This window comes from Spiroplasma sp. hyd1, assembly GCF_016082235.1.
Lineage (GTDB): Bacteria > Bacillota_I > Bacilli_A > Mycoplasmatales > Mycoplasmataceae > Spiroplasma > Spiroplasma poulsonii.
The window spans coordinates 1-24748 of record NZ_JXYY01000005.1 but is presented as its reverse complement, the minus strand read 5'-3'; the positions used below and the strand labels follow the sequence as shown (position 1 = coordinate 24748).

The following is a 24748-nucleotide window of genomic DNA, read 5'->3' as shown; positions in this document are numbered from 1 at the left end:
ATAATTAATAAAACTGAATAATAATACCTTTTGCGTATTTATAACAGTGCTGTTAAATGGCTGAAGTATTGAAGGAGATTATTAAAATGAAGAATCCTATTTTAGAGAAACACTTTCATAATATTCGCGACCAATTAAAATTAGTCTTAAGTATTGAAAAAATTCGTGATTCCACTAATCCGATTCAATTGTTATATGACAATGTGCTTTGAATTCGAAATAGTGGTCGTGTTATTACTGAAGATGATTTTACATATCGATTGGAATTAGCGTTAGCTGACACCTATAAAACATTATCGCTGCGAATTGATTCCTTATTGTTAAATGCTAAAACATTATCTTTTAGTTATTTCAAAGAGAAATTAGATGTTAAAGTTTACAATAATAAATTATATAAACAGGCAACTAAGATTTTAAAGGAAAATTACGATAATCGTATTGATGACATTGATTTTATTTATATTGCTTATCAAATGACAGAATTGCTAGGAGAAGGCTTACGTAGTATTTCTTCTCGCAAACTAAGTGAAGTAACAAGATAAATTATTGTTAATGAAAAATAGTTATAATGATAACTATTTTTTTATTTATCTGATAAACAGAAAATGCGATATAATTTATATTAGCAATTATAAAAATGAGAGGGATATTATGAGTCAGAACAAGAAATTATTTTATGTTACAACCCCAATTTATTATCCAAGTGCCCAATTACACATTGGCCATGCTTATACAACAACCTTAGCGGATATTTTAAACCGTTATAAGAAGTTAGATGACTATGAAACCTTTTTCTTAACTGGTAGTGATGAACATGGTGAAAAAATTGAAAAGAAAGCAAAAGAAGCGGGTGTTACACCATTTGAATTTACAACAATGATTGTTAATAATTTTAAGTTATTATGAAATAAATTAGGCATTGAGTATTCAAAATTTATTCGCACAACAGATCAGGCTCATGAACAAGGGGTTCAAAAGATTTTTAGTAAATTATATCATAAAGGAGATATTTATTTAGGTGAATATGAGGGCTTATATTGTGTTAGTTGTGAGGAGTTTTTAACAGAATCACAATTAGATAAAATAACGCAGCAATGTTTGGTGTGCGGGAACAAACCAAAGAAAGTTAAAGAAGAAACTTATTTTTTTAAAGTTTCAAAATATAGCCAGTTTTTAATTAATTATTATAATGCTCACCCAACTTTTATTGAACCAGAAGCTAGAAAAAATGAAATGTTAAATAATTTTATTCTACCAGGATTAACTGACTTGTCAGTAACAAGAACAACTTTTTCGTGAGGAATTAAAACATTAGAAAATAACAAACATATTATTTATGTTTGAATTGATGCGTTATCTAATTACTTAACAGCATTAGGTTATTTATCAGAAGATGAAACATTATTTAATAAATTTTGAAATAACACAAATGTTGAAATTTTGCAATTATTAGGAAAAGAAATTGCTCGGTTCCATACCATTTATTGACCAAGTATGTTAGAAAGCTTGGGGTTACGTCAGCCAAATAAACTTTTATCCCATGGTTGAATTTTATTCAAAGATACAAAGATGAGTAAATCAATTGGTAATGTTGTTGACCCATTATATTTAATTGATCAGTATGGTCGTGATGTTTTAAGATTTTATTTAGGATATGAAATTCCAACTGATCATGATGGGAAATTTTCTTATGAAATGTTTTTAGAATCATATAATACTCATCTAGTCAATAATATTGGAAACTTAGTATCACGTGTCAGTAATATGATTAGCAAATATTTTAATGGGGAACTTTTATCGCAAGGAACATTAAAAAATGATTTAATTGATAGTTGTTTGTTAGCAATTAAAAATTATCAAATAGTAATGAATAATTATCAAATTGCAAAAGCATTAAGTATTGTTTTAGAATTATGTAATAAAGCAAATAAATATATTGAAGAAAGTAAACCATGAGAATTAGAAAAGAATCAAGAAACAACCCAATTACATACAACATTAGCAACGCTAGCTTATGTTATTATTGTTAGTGCCTTTTTATTACAACCAGTATTAATTGATCACGCGCAAAAAATTGCGGATTACTTTAACATTGATTTACAAAATTTAACATTTTCAACAATTTTAAGTCAAGAAATGATATATAATAAAAGGATAGAGAAAAAAGCAAATTTATTTGAACGTTTAAATGTTGAACAAGAATTAAAACGAATTGAAGCAGAATTAAATCAGTAAAATAATTTAAAGGAGGGATTTTAATGAAAGAATACGATGTAATTGTTATTGGGGCTGGACATGCTGGTGTTGAAGCAAGTTTAGTTGCTGCTAGAATGCAGAAAAAAACATTGTTAATTACTTTACATAAAGATAAAATTGCCTTAATGCCATGTAATCCCTCAATTGGTGGCCCAGCAAAAGGCATTGTTGTTCGTGAAATTGATGCTATTGGTGGTGAAATGGCCAAAGTTGCTGATGCGACTGCTTTACAAATGAAATTATTAAATTCTTCTCGTGGTCCAGCAGTATGAGCATTACGAGCACAATCAGATAAAATTAAATATGCAAAATATATGCAAACTGTTATTGAAAACCAAGTTAATTTGGAATTATATGAAGGAGCAGTGCAAAGTTTGTTGGTTGATGATAATAATGTTTGTTATGGTGTTGTTTTAAAAGATCAAACCCAATTTTTTGCGAAAAAAGTTATTTTAACAACAGGAACATATATGCAATCATTAGTTTTACAAGGAAAAGAAAAAAAGGCACAAGGACCTGATGGAGATATTACAACAGCGGGGTTATCAACACAATTAAAACACTTAGGGTTTGAATTATTTCGGCTAAAAACAGGAACACCCGCTCGTGTTCTTAATACTTCAATTGATTATACGAAAGCACAACCAGAACCAGGAACTGATATGAAGTTAGCTTTTTCTTATGCTACCAAAAAATTTACCCCGTTACAAGAACAAAAATTATGTTGATTAATTCATTCGACCCCAACCACGCACACTATTGTGCAAGATCATTTGCCTTTATCAGCAATGTATTCTGAAAATGTGAAAGGAACTGGCCCACGTTATTGTCCTAGTTTTGAAGATAAGATTGTTCGGTTTGCTAATAAACCTCGTCACCAAATCTTTTTAGAACCAGAGTCAAAGAGTTTAAATACAATTTATGTGCAAGGATTTTCAACATCAATGCCAATTGATGTTCAAGATAAGATGCTCCGTTCATTACCTGGTTTTGAAAATGTTGAAGTTTTAAAATGAGCATATGCAATTGAATATGATGCAATTGTTCCAACCCAATTGGCCCACACGTTAGAAACAAAACGAATTAAGAATTTATATACTGCTGGACAAATTAACGGAACAAGTGGTTATGAGGAAGCTGCTTGCCAAGGTTTAATGGCGGGAATTAATGCGGTATTGAGTATTAATAATCAAGAACCATTTATTTTACGTCGTGATCAAGCCTATATTGGTGTTTTAATTGATGATTTAATTACAAAAGGAACCGAAGAACCTTATCGGTTACTAACTTCTCGCGCAGAATATCGCTTATTATTACGAAACGATAATGCTGAAGAACGGTTAAAAAAATATGCTCATCAGTTTGGTTTAATTGATGAACAAAGTTGAAATGAATATCAAACAAATGTAAAAAACTATAATGAGGTAATCCAATTATTAAAAGATACTTATTTTACTGTAAAATCACCAATTATTCAAAAGTTAGCAACGTTAGGAATTGCCAATATTACGGAACGAATCTCGGGATATAATTTGTTAAAACGACCAAATATTGAGTTAAAATATTTAGAAGAGAAGTTACTACCTTTACAAAACTTAAAATCATTTTTAAAACAAAATCTATTAATTAACATTCGCTTTGAAGGATATATTAAAAAAGAACAAGAAATTGCTTTAAAAACAATTAAATTAGAAAATAAATTGATTCCTGCTAGTTTAAATTATGATTTAGTAGATAATTTGGCACTTGAAGCACGAGAAAAATTTAAAAAGATTCGTCCTATTTCAATTGGCCAAGCAAACCGGATTTCGGGGATTAATCCAGCTGATATTCAAATGCTTTTGTTTCATTTGAAGAAAATGGAATTTGAATCAAATAGATAAGAGGGTGAAGTATGAGATTATATAATACTTTGACTCGTGATTTTACAGATTATGGTCAAACAAAAAAAGTTAATATTTATGCATGTGGACCAACAGTTTACAATTATATCCATATTGGTAATGCGCGCGCTATTATTAGTGTTGATTTATTAGTTAGTTTTCTACAATTTCAAGGGATTGAAGTTAACTATGTGCAAAATTATACGGATATTGATGATAAAATCATTAATAAAGCTGTTATGGAAAATAAAACGGAACAAGAAATTGCTGAATTTTATATTCAAGCGTTTGAAGAAGATGTTACTAATTTAAATGTTAAAACGCCAACAGCGCGGGTACGGGTTACTGATCATATTAATGATATTGTTATTTTTATTCAAGCATTAGTTCAAATTGGGGCCGCATATGAAGTTAATGGTAATGTTTATTTTAATATTAAAGAATATCAAGAAGTTTATGGTTGTTTAGCTAATAAAAAGTTAGCAGAATTAGAAGTTAATGCACGGATTGAACATGATGCAAATAAACATAGTCAATATGATTTTGCTTTGTGGAAAAATACTTCGACAGGGCTTTCGTTTCCATTTTATGATATTAATGGTCAAAAATATCGGGGTCGTCCAGGATGACATACAGAATGTGCGGTTTTAATTGATAAATTTTTTAACCATCAAACAATTGATATTCATGCTGGGGGGATTGATTTGGTTTTTCCGCATCATGAAAATGAACGAATTCAATTTTTTGCTAAAAATAAAGGAAAAGAAATTAGTAAAATTTGAATGCATAATGGGCATTTAAATGTTGCAGATGAAAAAATGAGTAAATCATTAGATAATACTATTTTAGTTCGTGATTTTATTAAATCATATGGTGCTAATGCGTTGCGCTACTTGTTATATGCAACTAATTATACGCAACCTTTAAATGTCACTGATACTATTATTGGTGTTGTTCAAAATGAAATTGACAAGATTTTAAAGGTTTTGAAAGCAATTAATTTATTTTTAGCAGAATATGATTTAAGTTATAATTTAGAAAAGCACGGTGAATATGTTAAAAAGGTTCTTGCTGAATTAGCTAATAATTTAAATAGCCCTAATGTTTTGACAATTATTAGTCAGATGATAAAAATGATCAATACACAATTACGTAATAAAATGTTAGATTTGCAATTAGCTAGTGATTTTTATAATATTATTTTTAATATTATGAATTTTAATTTTAAATTACCGGTTATTAGTGGTGAAATTCGGGAATATTTATTGGAATGAATTAAATCTAAAGATAGCAAAGATTTTGTTAAAGCTGATGAGCTTCGTAAAGTTTTATTAGAAAAAGATATTTTTTAAACTTATGAAGACAAAAGAAATTAATATTGTTGGTGCTGGTTTAGCTGGTTCAGAAATTGCATATCAATTAGCAAAACGAGGATTAAAAGTTAACTTATATGAAGGAAAGAGCAAGCAAAAGAATTCGGTACAAAAATTAGAAACTTTTGCCGAATTAGTTTGTTCTAATTCTTTTCGTAGTGTGTCAAAAGAAAATGCGATTGGCATTTTAAAAGAAGAATTAAAATTATTGGATTCATTAATTTTAAAAACAACTTATGAAGTACAAGTACCAGGAGATGACGCTCTTAGTGTTGATCGTGAATTGTTTTCTACAAAAATTACAACAACATTATTGAATCATCCTAATATTTCTATTATTTACGATGAATTTGTGACAATTGACCCACAACAAGTTACCATTATTGCAGCAGGACCATTAATTAGTCCAAATTTTGAGACAGAATTAAAAAAGTTAATTGGAAACAAAGCGTTATATTATTATGATGGTTCAGCACCAATTATCACAAAATCGGGAATTGATTTTACGAAAGCATATTATGGGGCACGCCATTCCGAACAGAAAGATTATATTATTTGTCCATTAACAGAGCAAGAATTTGACCAATTAGTGACAGAACTAGTTAATGCAAAGCGAGTTATTATCCCTGCTTTTGAAAAATATTTTAGAGGTTGTCAACCAATTGAAGTTATGGCGCAAACATCACGAAAAATTTTGTTAAATGGTCCAATGAGTAGTAATAATCTTTTAAATCAATATGGTGAACAACCATTTGCTGTTGTCCAATTACGCCAAGATAATGTGATTGATAGTTTATATAATTTGGTTGGTTGACAAACAAATTTAACCTGACCAGAACAAAAACGAATTATTAAACAATTTATTCCTGGTTTAGCGGATGTTGATATTGTTCGTTATGGTGTTTTACATAAAAATAATTACATTAATGCACCAAAGATTTTAAATCAATATTTGCAATTTAAACAAAATAGTAACATCTTTTTTGCGGGTCAAATTATTGGTGTTGAAGGTTATTTAGAATCCGCGGCATCAGGGTTATTGTGTGCTTTAAATGTTTATCAATATATGATGGAATTGCCGTTAATTAAATTACCTTCAGAAACCGTTTTGGGTTCATTAATTAATTATGTTACTAATCCAAAACAGAAGGATTTAAAATCAATGAAAGCAAATATTGGGATTCCCAGTCTTGGAACCTAAATTTCCAAGTAAAGCAGCAAAAAACTTGGCAATTTATCAGCGAGCAATCGAAAAATTAAAAGAAACTATTAAAAAGTATCAAATTGAACTATAATATTTGTAAAATAATTTATTAATATTGGTTATGCATAATAAAATAGGAAAAGGAAGATAATATGCAAGAATATATATACATTTATGGAATTAATCCCGTTGTTGAATCCTTATTAAACCCAACAATGAAAGTTAATAAATTATATTTATTAGATCAAAGTAAAAATAATGATTATTATTTAAAATTAACCCAAGATCGCCATTTAAAGGTTGCTTTTTGTTCTTCTGATAAAATGACCACATTAGTAAAAACAAATAAACATCAAAATTTAGTGTTAGAAATTTTAAAACCGCAAAATTATTCGCTTGAAACACTAACTCAAGAAGCTTTGCAAAAGAAGCATCCATTTTTATTGGTTCTTGACCAAATTTCTGACCCGCATAATTTTGGTGCCATTCTTCGAACTTGCGATATGTTTAATGTTGATGGGGTAATTATTTTAGATAAACGGCAAGTTGATATTAATGCCACGGTTGCAAAAACTTCGGCCGGAGCTTTTAATTATGTTCCTGTTTCGCGGGTAAATAATTTAACAAATGCGGTTGAATATTTAAAAAAACAAGGTTTTTGAATTTATGCAACAAGTTTAACAACAGATGCACAAAAGGTGCACGAATTAAAATATGATACCCCTGTTTGTTTAATTGTTGGGAACGAAGGGACAGGGATTAGTCCCAAACTACTAAAACATTCTGATTTTAACCTTTATATTCCAACAACAGGTCATTTAGATTCTTTAAATGTATCAGTTGCGAGTGCAATTTTAATTTATCAAATTAAAATGCTACAGTAATAAAACAAATGGTAATTAGAAAGGAATTGATGCTTATTAATGAATATGAACTACTTTATTTATTTCAAGAGGGTCATAACAATAAAGCGGTAATTAATTTATATAAATTATATGCCCCCTTTCTAGAAGAGGTAAAACGACGAACGTTTTATAAGTATTTTGCTTTGCCAATTGAATTATCCGATTTAGAGAGTTTGAAGTATTTTTCTGTCCTAGAAAGTGCGAAAATGTATAATCCTCAGTCACGGAAAAAACTAAAAGATTTTATTTTTCAACGTTATACATGAGATATTCATAAGCAAATTCGCCAATGTTTAAATATGCGAAATCGCGTTTTGAATTATTATGTTAAACTAGCAAATGATAATGTTACAAACAATGAAGAATATTTTTCAACAAAAATTGCGCGTTTTGATGAACAAAAACAAGTTATTAAATTATTTTATCAACGGTTATCACCATTAGAAAAAGAAGTTTTTCGATTATGGTATGCAGGGGAAAATATTTATAATATTCATCAACTTTTAGCCCTAGATTATTGGCAAGTTGATAATGCAATGCAACGAATTATGCAAAAAACAAAGGATTTTTATAAAAATAATTAAATTAAGTATATCAATATTTTTATTAATATACTATAATTAAATATGGTGAATATTATGCGCGAAAAAATTATATTAGTATGCTCGGAATGTTTAAATCGAAATTATTCAACATTTAAGAATAAGATGACACAAAAAGAGCGGTTAGAAATAAATAAATTTTGTAAAACATGTAACAAGCATACGAAACATAAAGAAACAAGGTAGGTGTTCGCAATGACTAAAAAAGCGAAAGATGATAACGCAAAAAAAGAAATTAAACCAGTTTTAACAAAAGAAGAAAAAAAAGCGTTAAAGCTGCAAAAGAAAAATGAGAAAGCAGCGCTAATTTTTCAAAAAAAAGCAAGTAAAACAGCGCCAATTCAAATTGGAACAAAAAAAGAAATTACTGCACCAGAAATTGACGAAAATGGTGAGCCAATTAAAAAAGGTCTTTTTAAACGTAAACATTCCGATAAAAGTAAAAGAACAAATTGAAAATTAGCATTTCGTGAATTTCCTGTTAAAATGGCCAAAGAAGTAACAAGAATTCGTTGGACAAGTAAAGGTAGTTTAGGACGCAAATTTTTAATAACAATTTTATTTATTATTGCTTTTGCAATATTTTATTTAGTATTGGATTTAGTTTTACACCACTTACTAATCGTCGCGCGCATTATATAATAATAGTACGATAAGAAAAAATTAAAGGAGCAAAATAATGACAGAACAGAACACAATGACAGAACTAGAGGCAAATAATGATAACCTGGATAACAGTGAAGATTTCGATGATGTTACGAAGTATCCTGGAAAATGATATGTAATTAATTGTTATTCTGGTCACGAAGATCGTGTCCGTGATGATTTAATTCAACGGGTAGAATCATTAAATATGAAAGATGTTGTTTTTGATATTAGAGTTGTAAAAGAGACAGTACCACCCAAAAACGGGAAGACAATAGAAAAAAACGTTTATCCAGGATATATTTTTATTAATATGATTATGAATGATGAAGCCTGATATATTGTTCGAAATACAACTGGTGTTACCGGGTTTATTGGTTCATCAGGACGCGGGACAAAACCGTTTCCATTAACTGACCAAGAAGCAAAAACAATGCTTTCAAAATCACTAGCAGCTAAAAAAGCAGCAGCACAACAAGGGAAAAAAGTTAAAAAAGTGTTTGTTGCAAACTTTGAAGTTAACAATTATGTTCGTATTCTATCTGGAACTTTTGTTGATATGGAAGGACAAGTTACAAAAATTGATACTTCAAAAGGAATTGCAACAGTAAATTTAGAGATGTTTGGTCGTTTAACTTCCACCGAAGTTGATTTTGACCAATGTGAAAAGATTGGTTAAGAAGACATAACAAATTAGTAATAATTTTTGTTATGTTTTTTTCGCAAAAATGTTAAATTTAACATGATTAGTAGATTCTGCTTTTTTTTTCGCAAAATGCTATTATTGTTGCAAAACAATTATTAGGAAAGTATTTAATTCGTATTATTGATGGGAAAAAAATATTTGTAAAATTATTTAGACAGAAGCATATGATGGACCAAACGATGATGCTAATCATGGTTTTAACAATAAACGAAGTTTACGTAATGAAACATTATTTTGACAAGGTGGTTATGCCCATATTTTTATGATTTATGGGATGTATTTTTGTCTTAATATTGTTACTGATCAAGTTGATTATCCGAGTGCTGTTTTGTTACGAGCTGGTGAAATTATTCTTGATGAAACAATTCCTAATTTTATTAGTAAACCTAATTTAGCAAATGGTCCAGGAAAACTGTCACGTTATTTAAAAATTAATAAAACTGATGATGGGCTTAACCTTATCAAAAGTTCAACACTATATTTAGGGCAAGAAACAACGCCAAGTGTTTTTGACATTACAACAACGCCACGGGTTAATATTGATTATGCAACTAATTTTAAGTTAAAACCATATTGTTTTTATATTACCAATCATAAGGCAGTTTCAAAAAAGTAAGAGGTTAAAAATGAACAAAACAAAAAACACAGAAATTTGAAAAATTCATCCTGATTTTCCTTATCTTGAGATTAGTAATATGGGTCGTATTCGTAACAATATGACAAAGAAAGTTAAGGAACTAAAAAAACCAAAAAATACAAATTATTTTTTAGTTCGTCGTCGTGAAGAAGGAAAAACAAAAATAAAACCGCTGCATAAATTAGTTGTTGAATTATTTATTGGCCAAGTACCACCAAATATGACGATTGATCATATTAATGGTAATCCCCGCGATAATCGTGCTGAAAATCTTGAAATTGTGTCAAAACGTGAAAACACAATGCGGCAAATTAGAATGTGATCACATCCACACAGTTTTTATAATCGTAATTTAATTGAAGCTCATAGCGAAAAGCGTTGAATGTATCGCGATCAATTATACAATTGGATTGAGTTGTTAAAATTACTACACGCTCAAGGAATTATTTATTATCAAGTTAAATGAAGGGGCAGTAGCAGCGGGCGGATTGGTCAATTGCCAAACGGTGAAACCATTATGCGGGTAAAAAACATTGATTTTGACGATGATGATTTTTAAACAAACTATTATTTATTAAGATAATAATTTTTTTAAAAGGTAATGTGGGGGTTAAGGCCAACACTACATGTTAGGTCAAGATAACCATGGTAATTTAATTTAATAGCATCAGTTAAAGTTGCAGAAACACAAACATCTAATGCAACACCAACCAGGACAAGGTCTGTCACATTTTGTTCTTGTAAGAATTCATGTAAACCGTTCGAAATTTGATTATCATTGAAAAAGGCACTATAACTGTCAATGTCTTGTGCTGTTCCTTTTAAAATAATTTTATTAAAATAACTTTCTGGTAATTGATAAAGTTCGCTTCCTCAATTATTGGCAAGACAATGTGGTGGTCACTTTGTAAATGAACAGTAATCTTTGGGATGAAAATCTTTTGTGGCAACAACTAAATCTTTATTATTTTGAAACGTTTTAATTAACTTTACAATTTGATGATGAAGTTTTTCTGCTCCAGAAACATATAATGCTCCTTTTGGATTAACAAAGTCATTTTGATAATCAACAACAATTAACGCTTTTTTCGTCATTTTTAACTCTCCTTTTGAATAATTTTTATTATCTATTTATATATTAACAAATATCTTGTTATAATGTTAACGCAATTAAAAGTTATGAGGGGTTATGATGATCAAACTAATTAATGATTATTTTTCTGAGCTTATTATTAACCAACAGCAAGAAGAACAATTAGAACAATATTATCAATATTTGATTGAGCAAAACAAAGTAATGAATTTAACAACCCTTGTTAGTCGTGAGGATGTTTATATTAAACATTTTCTAGATTCAGCATTAGTGTTAAAAAATTATACGTTTGGTGATAAAGTAAAAGTTGTTGATGTTGGGAGTGGCGCTGGATTTCCGGGGATTATTCTGAAAATATTTTGTCCAACAATTAAATTAACGATTATTGAAGCATTAGAAAAACGTTGTTTGTTTTTGCAACGGTTAATTACCAAGTTACAGTTAAATGATGTTGAAATTGTTCATGCTCGTGCAGAAAATTACAGTTGACAACATTCTGAACAGTTTGATTATGTTGTCTCACGAGCTGTTGCTAATTTAGGAATGTTGTTAGAATTAGTTGTGCGAATGGTTAAAGTGCAGGGAAAAATTATTTGTTATAAAGGACCTAATATTGTTAACGAATTAGCAACAGCACAAGCAACATTAAAGGCCTTAAATTTAAAGTTAGAACAGACACAATATGAAAATATTCTTCCATTAGGAGAACGTAATATTTGTTATTTTATTAAAACCGCACCAACAGTAAAACCATATCCACGCAGTTTTAATCAAATAAAAAAATTCCCAATTGGGTAAAGTGTTATATAATAGTAGTATATAAAATTATTAGTTACAGAGCAAAGAGAGGAAAATTATGGGGAAAATTATTGCAATCACAAACCAAAAAGGTGGGGTTGGAAAAACAACAACTTCAATTAATTTAGCGGCGGGCTTAGCGCGAACTGGGAAAAAAGTTTTATTAGTTGATATTGATCCCCAGGGAAATGCGACAACAGGAACGGGGGCTAATAAAGATAAAATTCATGATGGGATGAGTATGTATGATGTTTTAGTTGGTCAAGTGCCGTTAAAAAATATTATTATCCCAGGCGTTATCAATAATGTTGATTTAGCACCAGCAACAATTTCGTTAGCGGGAGCAGATATTTATTTAATGGAAAAATTAGATGATAATCAAAGTCTGTTACTTGACCGGATTAAACCGATTCGTGATAAATATGATTTTATTTTAATTGATTGTCCACCGTCATTAGGATTAATTAATCGAAACGCGTTAGCTTGTGCTGATTCAGTTTTAATTCCAATTCAAGCGGAATATTATGCATTAGAAGGTTTAGCCCAATTGTTAACTTCAATTCGCTTTGTACAAAAAATGTTTAATAAAAATTTAACCATTGAAGGGATTGTTCTGACAATGTTTGATTCACGAACAAAACTATCATTTGAAGTAATGGCAGAAGTTAAAAAATATTTTAATGAAAAAGTATATCGAACGCATATTCCCCGTAATATTAAAATTAGTGAATCACCCTCACATGGATTAAGTATTTTTGATTATGATAAAGGTGGCGCCGGGGCAATTGCGTATGAAGAATTAACGAGAGAGGTGTTGGCAAATAATGGCAAACAATAAGAGTCGATTAAGTTCAAAGGGATTGGATAAAATTTTTGGTGAAGGAATTAACGATGTAATTAAAGAAATTGAAAGTAGCGATGAATTAAAAGCAACAGCAAATGAAATTATGCTAACAGAAATTTTTCCAAACCCACATCAGCCACGAAAAACTTTTAATGACGAAGAGTTGGCAGAATTAGCACAATCAATTAAAGCATATGGTTTAATTCAACCAATAATTGTTAAAAAAACAAGTAGTGGTTATTATTTAGTGGCGGGAGAACGTCGTAGTCGCGCTGCTAAATTAGCAGGGTTAACAAAAATTCCAGCAATCATTGTTGATTTTAATGATCAACAAATGAAAGAAGTGGCATTGGTTGAAAACATCCAACGGGTTGATTTAAATACGATTGAAGAAGCAAATGCATATAAGGAATTAATTGCGTTACTAGACTTAACCCAAGATGAATTAGCAAAACGAATTGGAAAATCACGGAGTCATATTACAAATACCTTACGTTTATTAACTTTACCAGCTGATGTTCAGAAATTATTATTAGAAAATAAAGTTACGATGGGACAAGTGAAACCGTTAATTAGTCTTCACATTGATAAGAGTGAATTTAAAAAGGTTGTTGATAAAATTGTCAGTCTTAATTTAAATGCGCGCCAAGTTGAAGAATTAGTTAAAACTTATGGGACAAAACCAAGTAAAGTTCAAGAAACTAATAAAAAAGATTCGGGGAAACGAACTGTTAATGAATTTTTAGAAAATAAAATTATGCGAAAATTAGGAACAAAGGTCGTTATTGATGCTGATAAGGTTGTTATTAGTTACCATGGATTAAAAGATTTAAACCGAATTTTAGAATTATTAGGTTTAACAGATGATTAGTTGATAGTAAGGAAGAAAAAAGATGGCATTAAAAATGGGGATTGTTGGTTTACCAAATGTTGGTAAATCAACTTTATTTAACGCAATTACAAATTCACAAGTTGAAGCAGCAAACTATCCGTTTGCAACAATTAATCCTAATGTTGGAACAGTTGAAGTTCCTGATGAACGCATGGATACTTTAATTAATCTTTGTGAACCAAATAAAGCAATTCGTAGTACATTTGAATTTTATGATATTGCCGGATTAATTGCTGGCGCTAGTAAAAGAGAAGGCTTAGGCAATGCTTTTTTACAAAATATTCGCGAAACGGATGCAATTTGTATGGTTGTTCGTTGTTTTGATAATAAAGATATTACACATGTTGAAGGAACAGTTGACCCAATTCGTGATATTGAAATTATTAATTTGGAACTAATTATTTCTGATCAAGAACAAATTCAGAAACGAATTGATAAAGTGGCGAAAAAAGCGCAAACCCTAAAACAAAAAGATGATGTTCTTGAATATGAGTTGTTATTAAAGTTAGCAGCAACATTAGAACAAAACAAGTTATTAAAAGATCTTGTGTTATCAGAAGATGAATTAAGAGCTGTAAAAAGTTTTAATTTATTAACAATTAAACCATTTATTTATGTTGCTAATGTCGCTGAAGATGATTTGAGTCAACGAGATAATGTTTATGTTGAAAACGTAAAGGCATATGGCAAACAAAATGGGATTGAAGTTGTTGTTATTTGTGCCAAAATTGAAGAAGAATTATCGGTGTTAGATGTAACTAATCGTGCTCTGTTAATGGAAGATTATGGTATTAAAGAAACAGGGTTAAATCAATTAATTAAAAAATCATATGCCTTATTAGGATTACAAACATTTTTTACGGCGGGAAAACAAGAAGTTCGTGCCTGAACTTTTAAGAAGGGTTCAACAGCACCAATGTGTGCGGGTCTTATTCACTCTGATTTTGAACGTGGTTTTATTCGTGCCGAAATATATTCATATGCTGATTTAATCAAATACGGTAGTGAAAAAGCGATAAAAGAAAATGGTCGTTTACGGAGTGAAGGAAAAAATTATATCATGCAAGATGGTGATATTTGCTTTTTCAAATTTAATGTTTAAGGAGAATAATAATGCGGATTGGTAATAGTTATGATTTACATAATTTAAAAGCAGGAACAGGATTACTTTTGGGAGGAATTTTTATTCCCTGTCAACATCAAGTTGAAGCTGTTTCGGATGGTGATATCTTGTTACACACAATTAGTGAAGCAATTATTGGAGCCTTAGGACTTGGCGATTTAGGTGATTGGTTTGATGAAACAAACAAAAATATTAATTCACAAGTAATTTTAAAGCAAGCACTAACTTTAATGGCTAAGCAAAATTATCAAATTGTTAATATTGATACAACGATTATTGTTGATGCGCCAAAATTAAAAGAATATAAAACAGCAATTAAGATGAATTTAAAACAATTATTACAATTAGAAGATGAAAATATTAATATTAAAGCAACAACAACAGAAAAAAACTTTACTAACATTATTCAAAGTTATACAACATTGCTGCTAGTTAAAAAAGACAATTGTTAGAAGTTAGAATGAGGAACTAAAATGAGTCAAAAGATTAGATTACGTTATGCACCAAGTCCAACGGGATTTTTACATATTGGGAATACAAGAACAGCTTTATTTAATTATTTATTTGCGAAACATTATCAAGGTGTTTTTGTTTTACGGATTGAAGACACTGATACAGAACGTAATGTTGATGGAGCAATTGCATCACAATTAGATAATTTACGCTGATTAGGAATTGAACCAGATGAAACAATTGATCGACCAGGAGCTTATGGGCCATATTGCCAGTTAGAACGGTTAGATTTGTATCAAAAATATGCTCAAGAGTTATTAGATATGAAAAAAGCATATTATTGTTTCTGCACCCCAACTGAATTAGAACAAGATCGTGAAGCGCAATTAGCGGCAGGACGCCTTGCTCCACGTTATAATCGAAAATGCTGAAAATTATCAGCAACTGAAGTTGCAACAAAATTAGCAAATAATACGCCATATAATTTGCGCTTTTTTGTTCCCGATAACACTAGTTATGATTTTGATGATTTAGTTCGTGGTTCGGTTCATTTTGAATCAAAAGACCTTGGGGATTGAGTTATTTTAAAATCAAACGGAATTCCAACTTATAATTTTGCAGTAGTAATTGATGATATGTTAATGGCAATTAGTTATGTTGTTCGCGGTGAAGAACATATTTCTAATACCCCTAAACAATTAATGATTTACCAAGCTTTTAATGTAACACCACCAATTTTTGCGCATTTAACTTTAATTGTTAATGAACAACATAAAAAACTATCAAAACGTGATAGTCATTTAGTGCAGTTTATTAGTCAGTATCGTACCTTAGGTTATTTACCAACGGCAATTTTTAATTTTATTAGTTTATTAGGATGATCACCATTGGGAACAGCAGAAATTTTTTCTCACGATGAATTAATTAAGTTATTTGATGAAAAACGATTTAGTAAATCGCCAAGTATGTTTGATGTTAAAAAATTAACTTGAATGAATAATTATTATCTTAAACAACTTAGCGATGAAGATTATCTTGCTTTTGTTCGACCTTTTTTAGCGCAAGCATTTGATTTAACAAAAAAAACCCCAGAATGAGTAAATATGTTATTATTAATTTATAAAAAAGAACTTCAATATGGTGCGGAAATTGTTACATTAGCAAAATCTTTCTTTGAACCAGTTGCGCAGTTAGCATCAGCAACAAGGGGAATGTTAATAGAATTAAGTGGTTATGAGACAATGATTGCAACTTTTAAAACACAGTTACATGAGTTATCAGATTGAACAGAAACAAATATTAAAGACCTAATTACGAAGATGGGTGATCAGTATAAAATGAAAGGAAAGAATCTATTTATGCCAATTCGAATTTTTACTTCTCATCAAGAACACGGACCAGAACTAGCAAAGGTTATTTATTTATTAGGAAAGGAACAAGTAATTAGTAATATTACAAAATTACAATAAAGATGATGAAATTACCCTTAACAATCCGGGATAGTGTTCATGGTGATATTGAAATTATTGAAGAAATTGCTGTCAAATTAATTAATACTCCAGAATTTCAGCGGTTACGTCGCATTAGTCAGTTAGCAGGGGGACAATATGTTTTTCCAAGTGCGTCGCATACGCGTTTTTCACATTGTATTGGTGTTTATCATTTGGTTAGTAAAATGTTAGAAACACCAAGTTTTCAAGAAATGTATAGTAAACATGAACAATTATTGGTTAAATTAGCAGGATTATTGCATGATATTGGGCATGGTCCTTTTTCGCATACTTTTGAAATGATTAATAAAATTACGAATAGTAATATTAACCACGAAAGTTATTCAACATTATTAATCAAAAGTCCAACATCAAATATTAATAAGATTTTAATTGAAGAATTTAGTTCAGATGAAATTAATGAATTATGTATGATTATTGAAGGAAAACATCAGGATAGTGTTTTATCATCATTAGTTTCATCGCAATTAGACGCTGATCGGATGGATTACTTATTACGTGATGGCCAAACAAGTGGTGTTGGTTATAGTCATGTTGATACGCAATGAATTATTCGGCACTTGTTTATTAAAGACAAAAAAATCATTTTTCCGTTAAAAGTTCAGTATGCAATTGAATCCTTTCTAATTGGTCGTTATCATATGTATAAACAAATTTATTTACACCCATTAAGCATTGGTTTTGATTTAACTTTTAAAATGATGTTTAAGCGTTTATGTGATTTATACCATGAAAAATATCCTTTTAAAAATAAAGATATTGTAACATTATTAAGGCCATTATTTGATGGTAAAATGATAAAAGCAGAAGAGTATTGTTTATTAGATGATTACACTTTATTTACTTATTTAAAAATGTTAGAGCAGGAAAATGATGAAATTTTAGTTACTTTAATTAAAATGTTAACAAATCGTCAGTTTTTACGAAAAGTAAATAATGATAAAAGAAATTTAGAAGAAATTAAAAATAATTTGATAAAAAAATATAAAAACCATTATAATTATTTTATGGTTGAATATAACCTAAAACCAGTTAAATTATATGATAGTGATACAAAACCAATTTATATTGATACTCCTGATGGTATAAAATGCATTATGGAAGTGTCAGAAGTCTTGGCATTTAAAAATAATAACAAAGAAACTGCAACAACAATTTGGTTTTCAATTGGTGAAAGATATGAAAGTAGTTAGTAAGAAAGGTTTAAATTAATGAACGATAGTGTAGAATTATTAGAGTTAGTGTATTTATGTTTAAAGAAAAAAGGTGGAAGTGATACTTTTGAAAATATTTGAAATGAGATTGCTTCACAAAGTGCTGTAATAGTACACGGAACAAGTAAGGAAGACGTTATTGCGGAATTATATACTGATTTAGTTTTAGATAATCGTTTTGTCTTAACAAGTGAAGGTATGTGAGGGTTGCGTGAATTTTTAAAATATGATGATATTAAAAAACAATATGATTATACTGATCAATTTGAAACAACAGAAGAATTTGAAGATATTGATTTAGATGAAGAGGAAGAAGATGAAGAAGAGGAATCATTGATTGACACTCTTGATTTTGATGATACTTTAGATGAAGATGATAATGAAGAGGATGATTTTGTCAAAATTGAAGTTGAGGATGATGAGTTGACAAATGATTATTCTGTTGATGATGACGATGAGACAGTAGCCGCTAAATTGGGTATTACAGAAGAAATTGACTGAAAAGCTCTTGAAAAGGAAATGGAAGAAAATAATTAATACCAAGATTGAAGAGTGTTAGAACTGACAACCCTGTTAATTTCTAAACTCTTTTTATTTGGGGATGAAAGGATGAAAATACGATGGCAAAATATATTTTTGTAACGGGAGGAGTTGTAAGCGGTCTGAGGAAAGGAATTACTGCTTCTTCAATTGGTGTCTTATTAAAAGCAAGTGGATTAAATGTTTTTATGCAAAAATTTGATCCATATTTAAATGTTGACCCAGGAACAATGAGCCCTTATCAACATGGGGAAGTTTTTGTTACAGCTGATGGTGCAGAAACTGATTTAGATTTAGGACACTATGAACGTTTTATTGATGAAAACTTAACAAAAGAATCAAATATTACTTCAGGACAAATTTATAAAAATGTAATTGAAAAGGAACGTCGTGGTGAATATGATGGCGGAACAGTCCAAGTGGTGCCACATGTTACTAATGAAATTAAAAAGAAGGTATATTATGCCGCAGAAACATCAAAAGCTGATATTATTATTACTGAAATTGGTGGTACTGTTGGTGATATTGAATCATTACCTTTTATTGAAGCAATTCGCCAAGTCCGAATGGAACAAGGTCGTGAAAATGTGATATATATGCACGTTTCATTAGTTCCGTATATTGCTGCTTCAAAGGAATCAAAAACAAAACCAACGCAACATTCAGTGCGAGAATTATTATCATTAGGAATTCAACCCGACATTGTTGTTGCTCGCGCAGAACAATTATTAGATGATAGTTTAATTGAAAAGATTGCTTTATTTTTTAATATTGAAAAAAGTAATGTTCTTGTTGCAACTGATGCTGCGAGTATTTATGAAGTACCAATGAAAATGTATCAGCAGAATGCGCAGCAAGTGATTAGTAATTTGTTAAATTTAAACATTACAAAAACAGATATTACGGAATGAAAGCGATTTGTTGAAAAAATTGAACATTCACAAACAACAATTGAAATTAAGTTGGTCGGAAAATATATTGAGTTACCAGATGCTTATCTATCTGTTAGTGAATCATTACGAATTGCTGGTTATGAAAATAGTGTTCAAATTAAAATTGATTGAATTAAAGCTGAAGATGTTACTGTCGATAATTATCAACAGTTATTTCAAAATGCAAAGGGAATTTTAGTTCCTGGTGGTTTTGGTAAACGAGGTTTTGAGGGGAAAATTTTGACTTGTCAGTTTGCCCGTGAAAATAAGATTCCGTTATTAGGAATTTGTTTTGGAATGCAAGCAGCAGTGATTGAATTTGCTCGTAATGTTTGTCATATTGAGGATGCAAATTCTTCTGAACTAGTTAAAACAAATAATGCTGTTATTGATCTGATTCGTGGCAAAGATAAAACAGAAGATATTGGTGGAACGTTACGATTAGGAAATTATAAAACAACTTTAGTTCCAAATACATTAGCTCATCAATTATATGGTAAAGATGAAGTATTAGAACGTCATCGTCATCGTTATGAGGTTAATAATGATTATCGTCAACAATTAGAACAAGCAGGATTAGTTTTTAGTGGCCTTTATGAGACAAAAAACTTGGTTGAAATTATTGAATTACGTGATCATCCGTTTTATATTGCTGCGCAATATCATCCTGAGTTTACTTCACGGCCAAACAAACCAAACCCATTATTTAATGGTTTTATCCAAGCGGTAATTAAGACTAAATAAAGAGAAAAAATGTAAAATCATTGAAAATTATATTAAGATTAAAAGGTAGAAAGGTTGGGAATAAGTTATGAGTGGTACAAATTATCGAACATTAGCGGTTGTTGGTAGTCAATGAGGGGATGAAGGAAAAGGTAAAATTACCGATTATTTTGCCCAAAAAGCTGATGTTATTGTGCGCTGAGCGGGTGGCGATAATGCTGGGCACACAATTGTGATTAAGGGAACAAAATATAAGTTAAGTATTGTTCCTTCGGGTGTTTTTAATAAAAATTCAATTAATGTAATTGGGAATGGTTGTGTTGTTAACTTACGAAAATTAGTTAGTGAAATTAATTATTTACAAGAAAATGGGTTTGACTGTAGCAATCTACGGATTAGTGATCGAGCACATTTAATTTTTCCATATCATATGAAAATTGATGAATTGCAAGAAGAATATCGCCAAAAAGATTCAATTGGAACAACAAAAAAAGGAATTGGACCTTGTTATCAGGATAAGGCCGAACGAATTGGGATTCGTTTAGGTGATTTGTTTGATGAAGCTGGATTTTTACAAAAATTAGAAAATAATTTGAAATTTAAAAATGAAATTTTAACAAAGATTTTTAATAGTGAAGGATTTGAACCAAAATTAATTTGAAAAGAATATTTAGATTTATTCCAACAAATTAAAACAAAGGTAACTGATACTTCAATTTTAGTTGATAATGCGATTTATGCCCATAAGAAAGTCTTATTTGAAGGAGCCCAAGGAGTAATGCTGGATTTAGACCACGGAACCTATCCTTTTGTGACATCTTCTAATCCAACAGCTGCATCAATTCCGGTTGGGGTTGGAATTGCCCCGCGTTATATTAATAATGTTATTGGAATTGTCAAAGCTTATAATACGCGAGTTGGAACTGGTCCGTTTCCATCAGAAATTTTCGGCGAAACAGAACAATATATTCGCGAAGTAGGACGCGAGTATGGTACTGTTTCTGGTCGCGCGCGGCGAATCGGGTGGTTCGATGGTGTTTTAATGAAACATTCATTACGAATTAGTGGTTATACTAGTATGGCAATAATGTTGTTAGATGTTTTATCATCAATTAAGGAATTGAAAATTTGTGTTGGATATGAATATGAGGGTCAACAAATTGATTATGTTCCAAGTACAATTAAAGAATATGAAGCATGTAAACCAATCTTAATTACAATGCCAGGGTGAGAAGAGGATATTAGTAAAGTGACGTCATTTGAAGAACTACCACATAATGCTCAACAATATTTAATGAAATTAGAAGAAATTGTTGGAGTACCAATTAGTTTATTTTCGGTTGGTCCTGATCGTGAACAAACCATTTTAATGAATGAGGGAATTTTCTAATGATTAATCGTTATGCTGTTTCAGAGTTGGAAGCAATTTGAAGTGATGAAAATAAATATAATACTTGAGCAAAAGTAGAGCTATTAGTTTGTGAAGGTTGAGCTAAAATTGGCTTAATTCCTCCTGGCGATATTAAAAAAATTAAAGAACATTTAACAGTAAATTTATCACGAATGTTAGAATTAGAAGTTGAAACAAAACATGATGTTGTTGCTTTTACCCGCATGTTGTCTGAAACATTAGGACCAGAAAAGAAATGAATTCATTATGGTTTAACATCAACTGATGTTGTTGACACTAGTCAAAATTATTTAATTAAAGTTTCAAATGAAGTTGTTAAAAAATCCTTGCATCTGTTGCAAACAGTTTTAAAATCGTTAGCCCTCTTATATAAAAAGCAACTAATTATGGGGCGTACCCATGGGATGTTTGCTGAACCAACTTCATTAGGATTAAAATTTTTACTTTGGTATGCAGAATTAGAACGAAACATCATTCGTTTTAATGCAGCAGCACAAGGGATTGAAGTTGTAAAAATTTCTGGTTCAGTCGGTAATTTTGCTCATGTTGAAATGGCGGTCGAAGAATATGTTGCACAACAATTAGGATTACAAATTGATCCAATTGCAACTCAAGTTACTTCCCGTGATTATCATGTTGCGTTGTTCACTAGTTTTGGGCAAATTGCTAGTTTATTAGAAAAAATGGCTTTAGAGTTTCGTCACTTTCAACGTTCAGAAGTTAGCGAAATTGCCGAAGGCTTTAGTAAAACCCAAAAAGGGTCATCTTCAATGCCCCATAAAAAAAATCCAATTAGTGCGGAAAATATTTCAGGATTAGCTCGTTTAATTCGTAGCAATATGAATGTTGCTTTTGAAAACAATTTATTATGACATGAACGTGATATTTCACATAGTAGTAATGAACGAATTATTATTCCTGACACATATCAGTTAGTTGTTTATTTGTTAAAACGAATGATTATTGTTCTTGAAGATTTAGTTGTTAATCCAATTAAGATTAATGAACATTTACAACAAGCGAATAATCTTTATTTTAGCCAAGTTGTTTTAACAAAAATTTTGAAAAAAACTAATTATTCGCGGGAAGAAGTTTATGATTTTATTCAAAAATGCACCTTACTTACACAACAACAAATTGATTTTAAAACAGTCTTGATTAAAAATGATGTTGCAAAATATTTAACATTATCAGAACTAGACCAGTTATTTGATATTAATTATTTTTTACGTAATGTTGATAAAATTTATCAACGGGTGTTGAAATAAAGAGGAGCGAAATTATGAAGTTAATTGTGGGTTTGGGTAATCCGGGTTGTGAATATAGTTATACAAGACATAATATCGGATTTTTAGCAATTGATAAACTAGTTGTTAAGTTTAATTTAACAAAACCTCGTAATGTTTTTAATGCTTTTGTTTGAGAAACAGCAATTAACAATGAAAAAGTTCTTTTTTGTCAACCGCAAACTTTTATGAATTTAAGTGGTGATGCCGTTTTATTAATTAAACAATTTTATAAATTAACGTTAGAAGATATCATTGTTATTTATGATGATAAAGATCTTGCCTTTAATGTTATAAAATTAAAAAAGAATGGTTCAAGTGCGGGGCATAATGGTATTAAAGATTTAATTCACAAGTTAGGTAGTGAAATTTTTTTGCGTATTAAGTTAGGAATTGGTAAGCATAATCAAATCCCGCTTCGCAACTGGGTTTTAGGAAAATTTAGCGCTGATCAGTTAGCAATTATTAATAATGACCTTCTAGAAAGAGTTTCTCAAATTATTTCCCAATATTTGGTTCAAGGTGATAGTTTTGATAAACTAATGAGTCTTTATAATGGCAAATAAAATTAAGCAATATGGTTTTAAAAGTAATCGGCCCAAAGTTTATTTAATTGCAACACCAATTGGGAACTTACAAGAAATGACATCACGAGCGATTGATGTTATTAAAAATAATGTTCAAAAAATTTATTGTGAGGATACTCGTAATACTTTAAAATTGTTAAATTATTTTAATCTAAAGAAAAAATTAGTTTCATTAAATAAAGAAAATGAAATTGAACGGTTTACAGAAATGATTAATGATTTAACAGCTAATTTATCGATTGCTATTATTAGTGATGCTGGTTATCCGTTAATTAGTGATCCGGGTTATTATGCTGTTCATAAAATTTTAGCGGAGTATCCTTATGATGTTGTGCCAATTAGTGGAGCAAATGCTGCTTTAAATGCGATTGTTAGCTCAGGTCTTAATCCAAAACATTTTTTATTTTTTGGTTTTTTAGATAAAACTAAAACAAAGAAAACTAATGAATTAGCACAAATTGCACAGCTACCATACCCAGTTATTTTTTATGAAGCACCACACCGTCTGTTAGAAACATTAAAACTAATTTTTACGGTGCTGGGTGATCGTCAAATTGCAGTGGTGAAGGAACTTACAAAAATTTATGAACAATGATATCGTGGTTCTTGCCAAGAAGTTTTAACATTTTTAGCAGAAGAAGAAAATGTTGCTTTTGGTGAATATGTAATTGTTGTTGATGGATTTACTTGTGAACCAAAAAGCATCGTTGCTGATGAAGTTTTAATTAATGAAATTGATCAATTAATTAAAAATAAAAATTATCGAGTTAGACAAGCAATTGATTTTGTTGCTAGCAAATATCAAATTAGTAAAAATATCTTGTATAATAAATATCATCATCACAAGCAGTAATATGTCAAAACAAATACAGATTAAAAATTTAATTTATTGTAGTCTTCTTTTTAGTTTGGAAATTATTATTTTAGCGTTAACTTATTTTTATAGTTTATTTCATTATCAATTAAATTGGTTAAGTTACTCATGATATTTTATTAGTTGATGGAGTGTTCAAACGGATTTATTAATTTTGTTATTTGCGTTAGGTGGTTTAATTTATTTTAGCAAGCAAAAATATTGTCATTTTGTGACAAACCATCTTTTTGTGTTATATATTAGACTTCTTGCGATA

Annotated in this window: 26 protein-coding genes and 1 pseudogene; 26 read left to right on the top strand and 1 reads right to left on the bottom strand. The window is 29.9% G+C overall.

The genetic code is table 4. The features are described 5' to 3' along the window. Window positions 1-86 precede the first annotated feature (86 nt). The 12 genes from TS70_RS01345 (at window position 87) to TS70_RS08310 (ending at window position 10770) form a co-directional block, all read left to right on the top strand. Complete coding sequence (locus tag TS70_RS01345) at window positions 87-542, top strand: hypothetical protein (RefSeq protein WP_040092807.1); 456 nt, start codon at window positions 87-89, stop codon at window positions 540-542. A 109-nt stretch (window positions 543-651) separates the two neighbouring features. Beyond that, window positions 652-2235, top strand: coding sequence for a methionine--tRNA ligase (gene metG / locus TS70_RS01340; RefSeq protein WP_232332278.1), 1584 nt, complete (start codon window positions 652-654; stop codon window positions 2233-2235). 20 nt (window positions 2236-2255) lie between these two features. Further along, complete coding sequence (gene mnmG / locus TS70_RS01335; RefSeq protein WP_443028830.1) at window positions 2256-4139, top strand: tRNA uridine-5-carboxymethylaminomethyl(34) synthesis enzyme MnmG; 1884 nt, start codon at window positions 2256-2258, stop codon at window positions 4137-4139. 11 nt (window positions 4140-4150) lie between these two features. Beyond that, window positions 4151-5491, top strand: coding sequence for a cysteine--tRNA ligase (gene cysS / locus TS70_RS01330; protein ID WP_198049183.1), 1341 nt, complete (start codon window positions 4151-4153; stop codon window positions 5489-5491). A gap of 4 nt (window positions 5492-5495) precedes the next feature. After that, window positions 5496-6713, top strand: a complete 1218-nt coding sequence (gene trmFO / locus TS70_RS01325; RefSeq protein ID WP_232332277.1) for a methylenetetrahydrofolate--tRNA-(uracil(54)-C(5))-methyltransferase (FADH(2)-oxidizing) TrmFO — start codon at window positions 5496-5498, stop codon at window positions 6711-6713. 155 nt (window positions 6714-6868) lie between these two features. Beyond that, window positions 6869-7600 (top strand): 23S rRNA (guanosine(2251)-2'-O)-methyltransferase RlmB, encoded by a 732-nt coding sequence (gene rlmB, locus TS70_RS01320; protein ID WP_127092319.1) that lies wholly within the window; start codon window positions 6869-6871, stop codon window positions 7598-7600. Window positions 7601-7608: 8 nt separating this feature from the next. After that, window positions 7609-8205, top strand: coding sequence for an RNA polymerase subunit sigma (locus TS70_RS01315; RefSeq protein WP_232332276.1), 597 nt, complete (start codon window positions 7609-7611; stop codon window positions 8203-8205). A 54-nt stretch (window positions 8206-8259) separates the two neighbouring features. Beyond that, on the top strand, window positions 8260-8409 hold the full coding sequence (gene rpmG / locus TS70_RS01310; RefSeq protein WP_071890193.1) for a 50S ribosomal protein L33: 150 nt from the start codon (window positions 8260-8262) through the stop codon (window positions 8407-8409). A gap of 9 nt (window positions 8410-8418) precedes the next feature. Then, window positions 8419-8865, top strand: coding sequence for a preprotein translocase subunit SecE (secE, locus tag TS70_RS08320; RefSeq protein ID WP_198049182.1), 447 nt, complete (start codon window positions 8419-8421; stop codon window positions 8863-8865). A 37-nt stretch (window positions 8866-8902) separates the two neighbouring features. Next, entirely contained in the window at window positions 8903-9547 is a 645-nt protein-coding gene (gene nusG / locus TS70_RS08315; RefSeq protein WP_198049181.1) for a transcription termination/antitermination protein NusG, read from the top strand. Between the two features lie 241 nt (window positions 9548-9788). Then, window positions 9789-10190: a DNA-3-methyladenine glycosylase gene (locus TS70_RS01295; RefSeq protein WP_241460720.1), complete on the top strand. Its 402-nt coding sequence runs from the start codon at window positions 9789-9791 to the stop codon at window positions 10188-10190. Window positions 10191-10200: 10 nt separating this feature from the next. After that, on the top strand, window positions 10201-10770 hold the full coding sequence (locus tag TS70_RS08310) for an HNH endonuclease signature motif containing protein (RefSeq protein WP_198049180.1): 570 nt from the start codon (window positions 10201-10203) through the stop codon (window positions 10768-10770). A gap of 32 nt (window positions 10771-10802) precedes the next feature. Here the strand turns inward: TS70_RS08310 and TS70_RS01285 are convergent, their stop codons facing one another. Beyond that, window positions 10803-11306: an isochorismatase family protein gene (locus tag TS70_RS01285; RefSeq protein ID WP_198049179.1), complete on the bottom strand. Its 504-nt coding sequence runs from the start codon at window positions 11304-11306 to the stop codon at window positions 10803-10805. 97 nt (window positions 11307-11403) lie between these two features. On the opposite strand from TS70_RS01285, the gene rsmG reads away from it, so the two are divergent. The 14 genes and pseudogenes from rsmG to TS70_RS01215 form a co-directional block, all read left to right on the top strand. Then, complete coding sequence (gene rsmG / locus TS70_RS01280) at window positions 11404-12102, top strand: 16S rRNA (guanine(527)-N(7))-methyltransferase RsmG (RefSeq protein ID WP_198049178.1); 699 nt, start codon at window positions 11404-11406, stop codon at window positions 12100-12102. 58 nt (window positions 12103-12160) lie between these two features. Then, window positions 12161-12940 carry a ParA family protein gene (locus tag TS70_RS01275; protein ID WP_040092857.1) on the top strand — a complete coding sequence of 260 codons (780 nt, stop codon included), beginning with the start codon at window positions 12161-12163 and terminating at the stop codon, window positions 12938-12940. Beyond that, window positions 12927-13817, top strand: a complete 891-nt coding sequence (locus TS70_RS01270; protein WP_198049177.1) for a ParB/RepB/Spo0J family partition protein — start codon at window positions 12927-12929, stop codon at window positions 13815-13817. Before TS70_RS01275 ends, TS70_RS01270 begins: the two co-directional genes overlap by 14 nt. Window positions 13818-13839: 22 nt before the next feature. Continuing rightward, window positions 13840-14940, top strand: a complete 1101-nt coding sequence (ychF, locus tag TS70_RS01265; protein WP_198049176.1) for a redox-regulated ATPase YchF — start codon at window positions 13840-13842, stop codon at window positions 14938-14940. Window positions 14941-14951: 11 nt separating this feature from the next. Continuing rightward, window positions 14952-15413 carry a 2-C-methyl-D-erythritol 2,4-cyclodiphosphate synthase gene (ispF, locus tag TS70_RS01260; RefSeq protein ID WP_127092311.1) on the top strand — a complete coding sequence of 154 codons (462 nt, stop codon included), beginning with the start codon at window positions 14952-14954 and terminating at the stop codon, window positions 15411-15413. Window positions 15414-15434: 21 nt separating this feature from the next. Beyond that, window positions 15435-16883: a glutamate--tRNA ligase gene (gene gltX, locus TS70_RS01255; RefSeq protein WP_040092861.1), complete on the top strand. Its 1449-nt coding sequence runs from the start codon at window positions 15435-15437 to the stop codon at window positions 16881-16883. 2 nt (window positions 16884-16885) lie between these two features. Beyond that, window positions 16886-18118 carry an HD domain-containing protein gene (locus TS70_RS08305; protein WP_241460088.1) on the top strand — a complete coding sequence of 411 codons (1233 nt, stop codon included), beginning with the start codon at window positions 16886-16888 and terminating at the stop codon, window positions 18116-18118. An 18-nt stretch (window positions 18119-18136) separates the two neighbouring features. Next, the gene (rpoE, locus tag TS70_RS01245) at window positions 18137-18676 is read left to right on the top strand and encodes a DNA-directed RNA polymerase subunit delta (protein WP_040092862.1); all 540 of its coding nucleotides are present in this window, start codon (window positions 18137-18139) and stop codon (window positions 18674-18676) included. An 83-nt stretch (window positions 18677-18759) separates the two neighbouring features. Then, window positions 18760-20355 (top strand): CTP synthase, encoded by a 1596-nt coding sequence (locus TS70_RS01240; protein WP_198049175.1) that lies wholly within the window; start codon window positions 18760-18762, stop codon window positions 20353-20355. 67 nt (window positions 20356-20422) lie between these two features. Continuing rightward, window positions 20423-21724, top strand: a complete 1302-nt coding sequence (locus tag TS70_RS01235; RefSeq protein WP_198049174.1) for an adenylosuccinate synthase — start codon at window positions 20423-20425, stop codon at window positions 21722-21724. Continuing rightward, a complete protein-coding gene (gene purB / locus TS70_RS01230; protein ID WP_198049173.1) occupies window positions 21724-23013 on the top strand; it encodes an adenylosuccinate lyase in 1290 nt (429 codons plus the stop codon). The genes TS70_RS01235 and purB overlap by 1 nt, the downstream gene beginning before the upstream one ends. 14 nt (window positions 23014-23027) lie before the next feature. After that, window positions 23028-23597, top strand: a complete 570-nt coding sequence (gene pth, locus TS70_RS01225) for an aminoacyl-tRNA hydrolase (protein ID WP_198049172.1) — start codon at window positions 23028-23030, stop codon at window positions 23595-23597. Then, window positions 23587-24471: a 16S rRNA (cytidine(1402)-2'-O)-methyltransferase gene (gene rsmI / locus TS70_RS01220; RefSeq protein WP_198049171.1), complete on the top strand. Its 885-nt coding sequence runs from the start codon at window positions 23587-23589 to the stop codon at window positions 24469-24471. The genes pth and rsmI overlap by 11 nt, the downstream gene beginning before the upstream one ends. 1 nt (window position 24472) lies before the next feature. Next, window positions 24473-24748, top strand: a pseudogene (locus TS70_RS01215) (hypothetical protein); the annotation flags it as partial.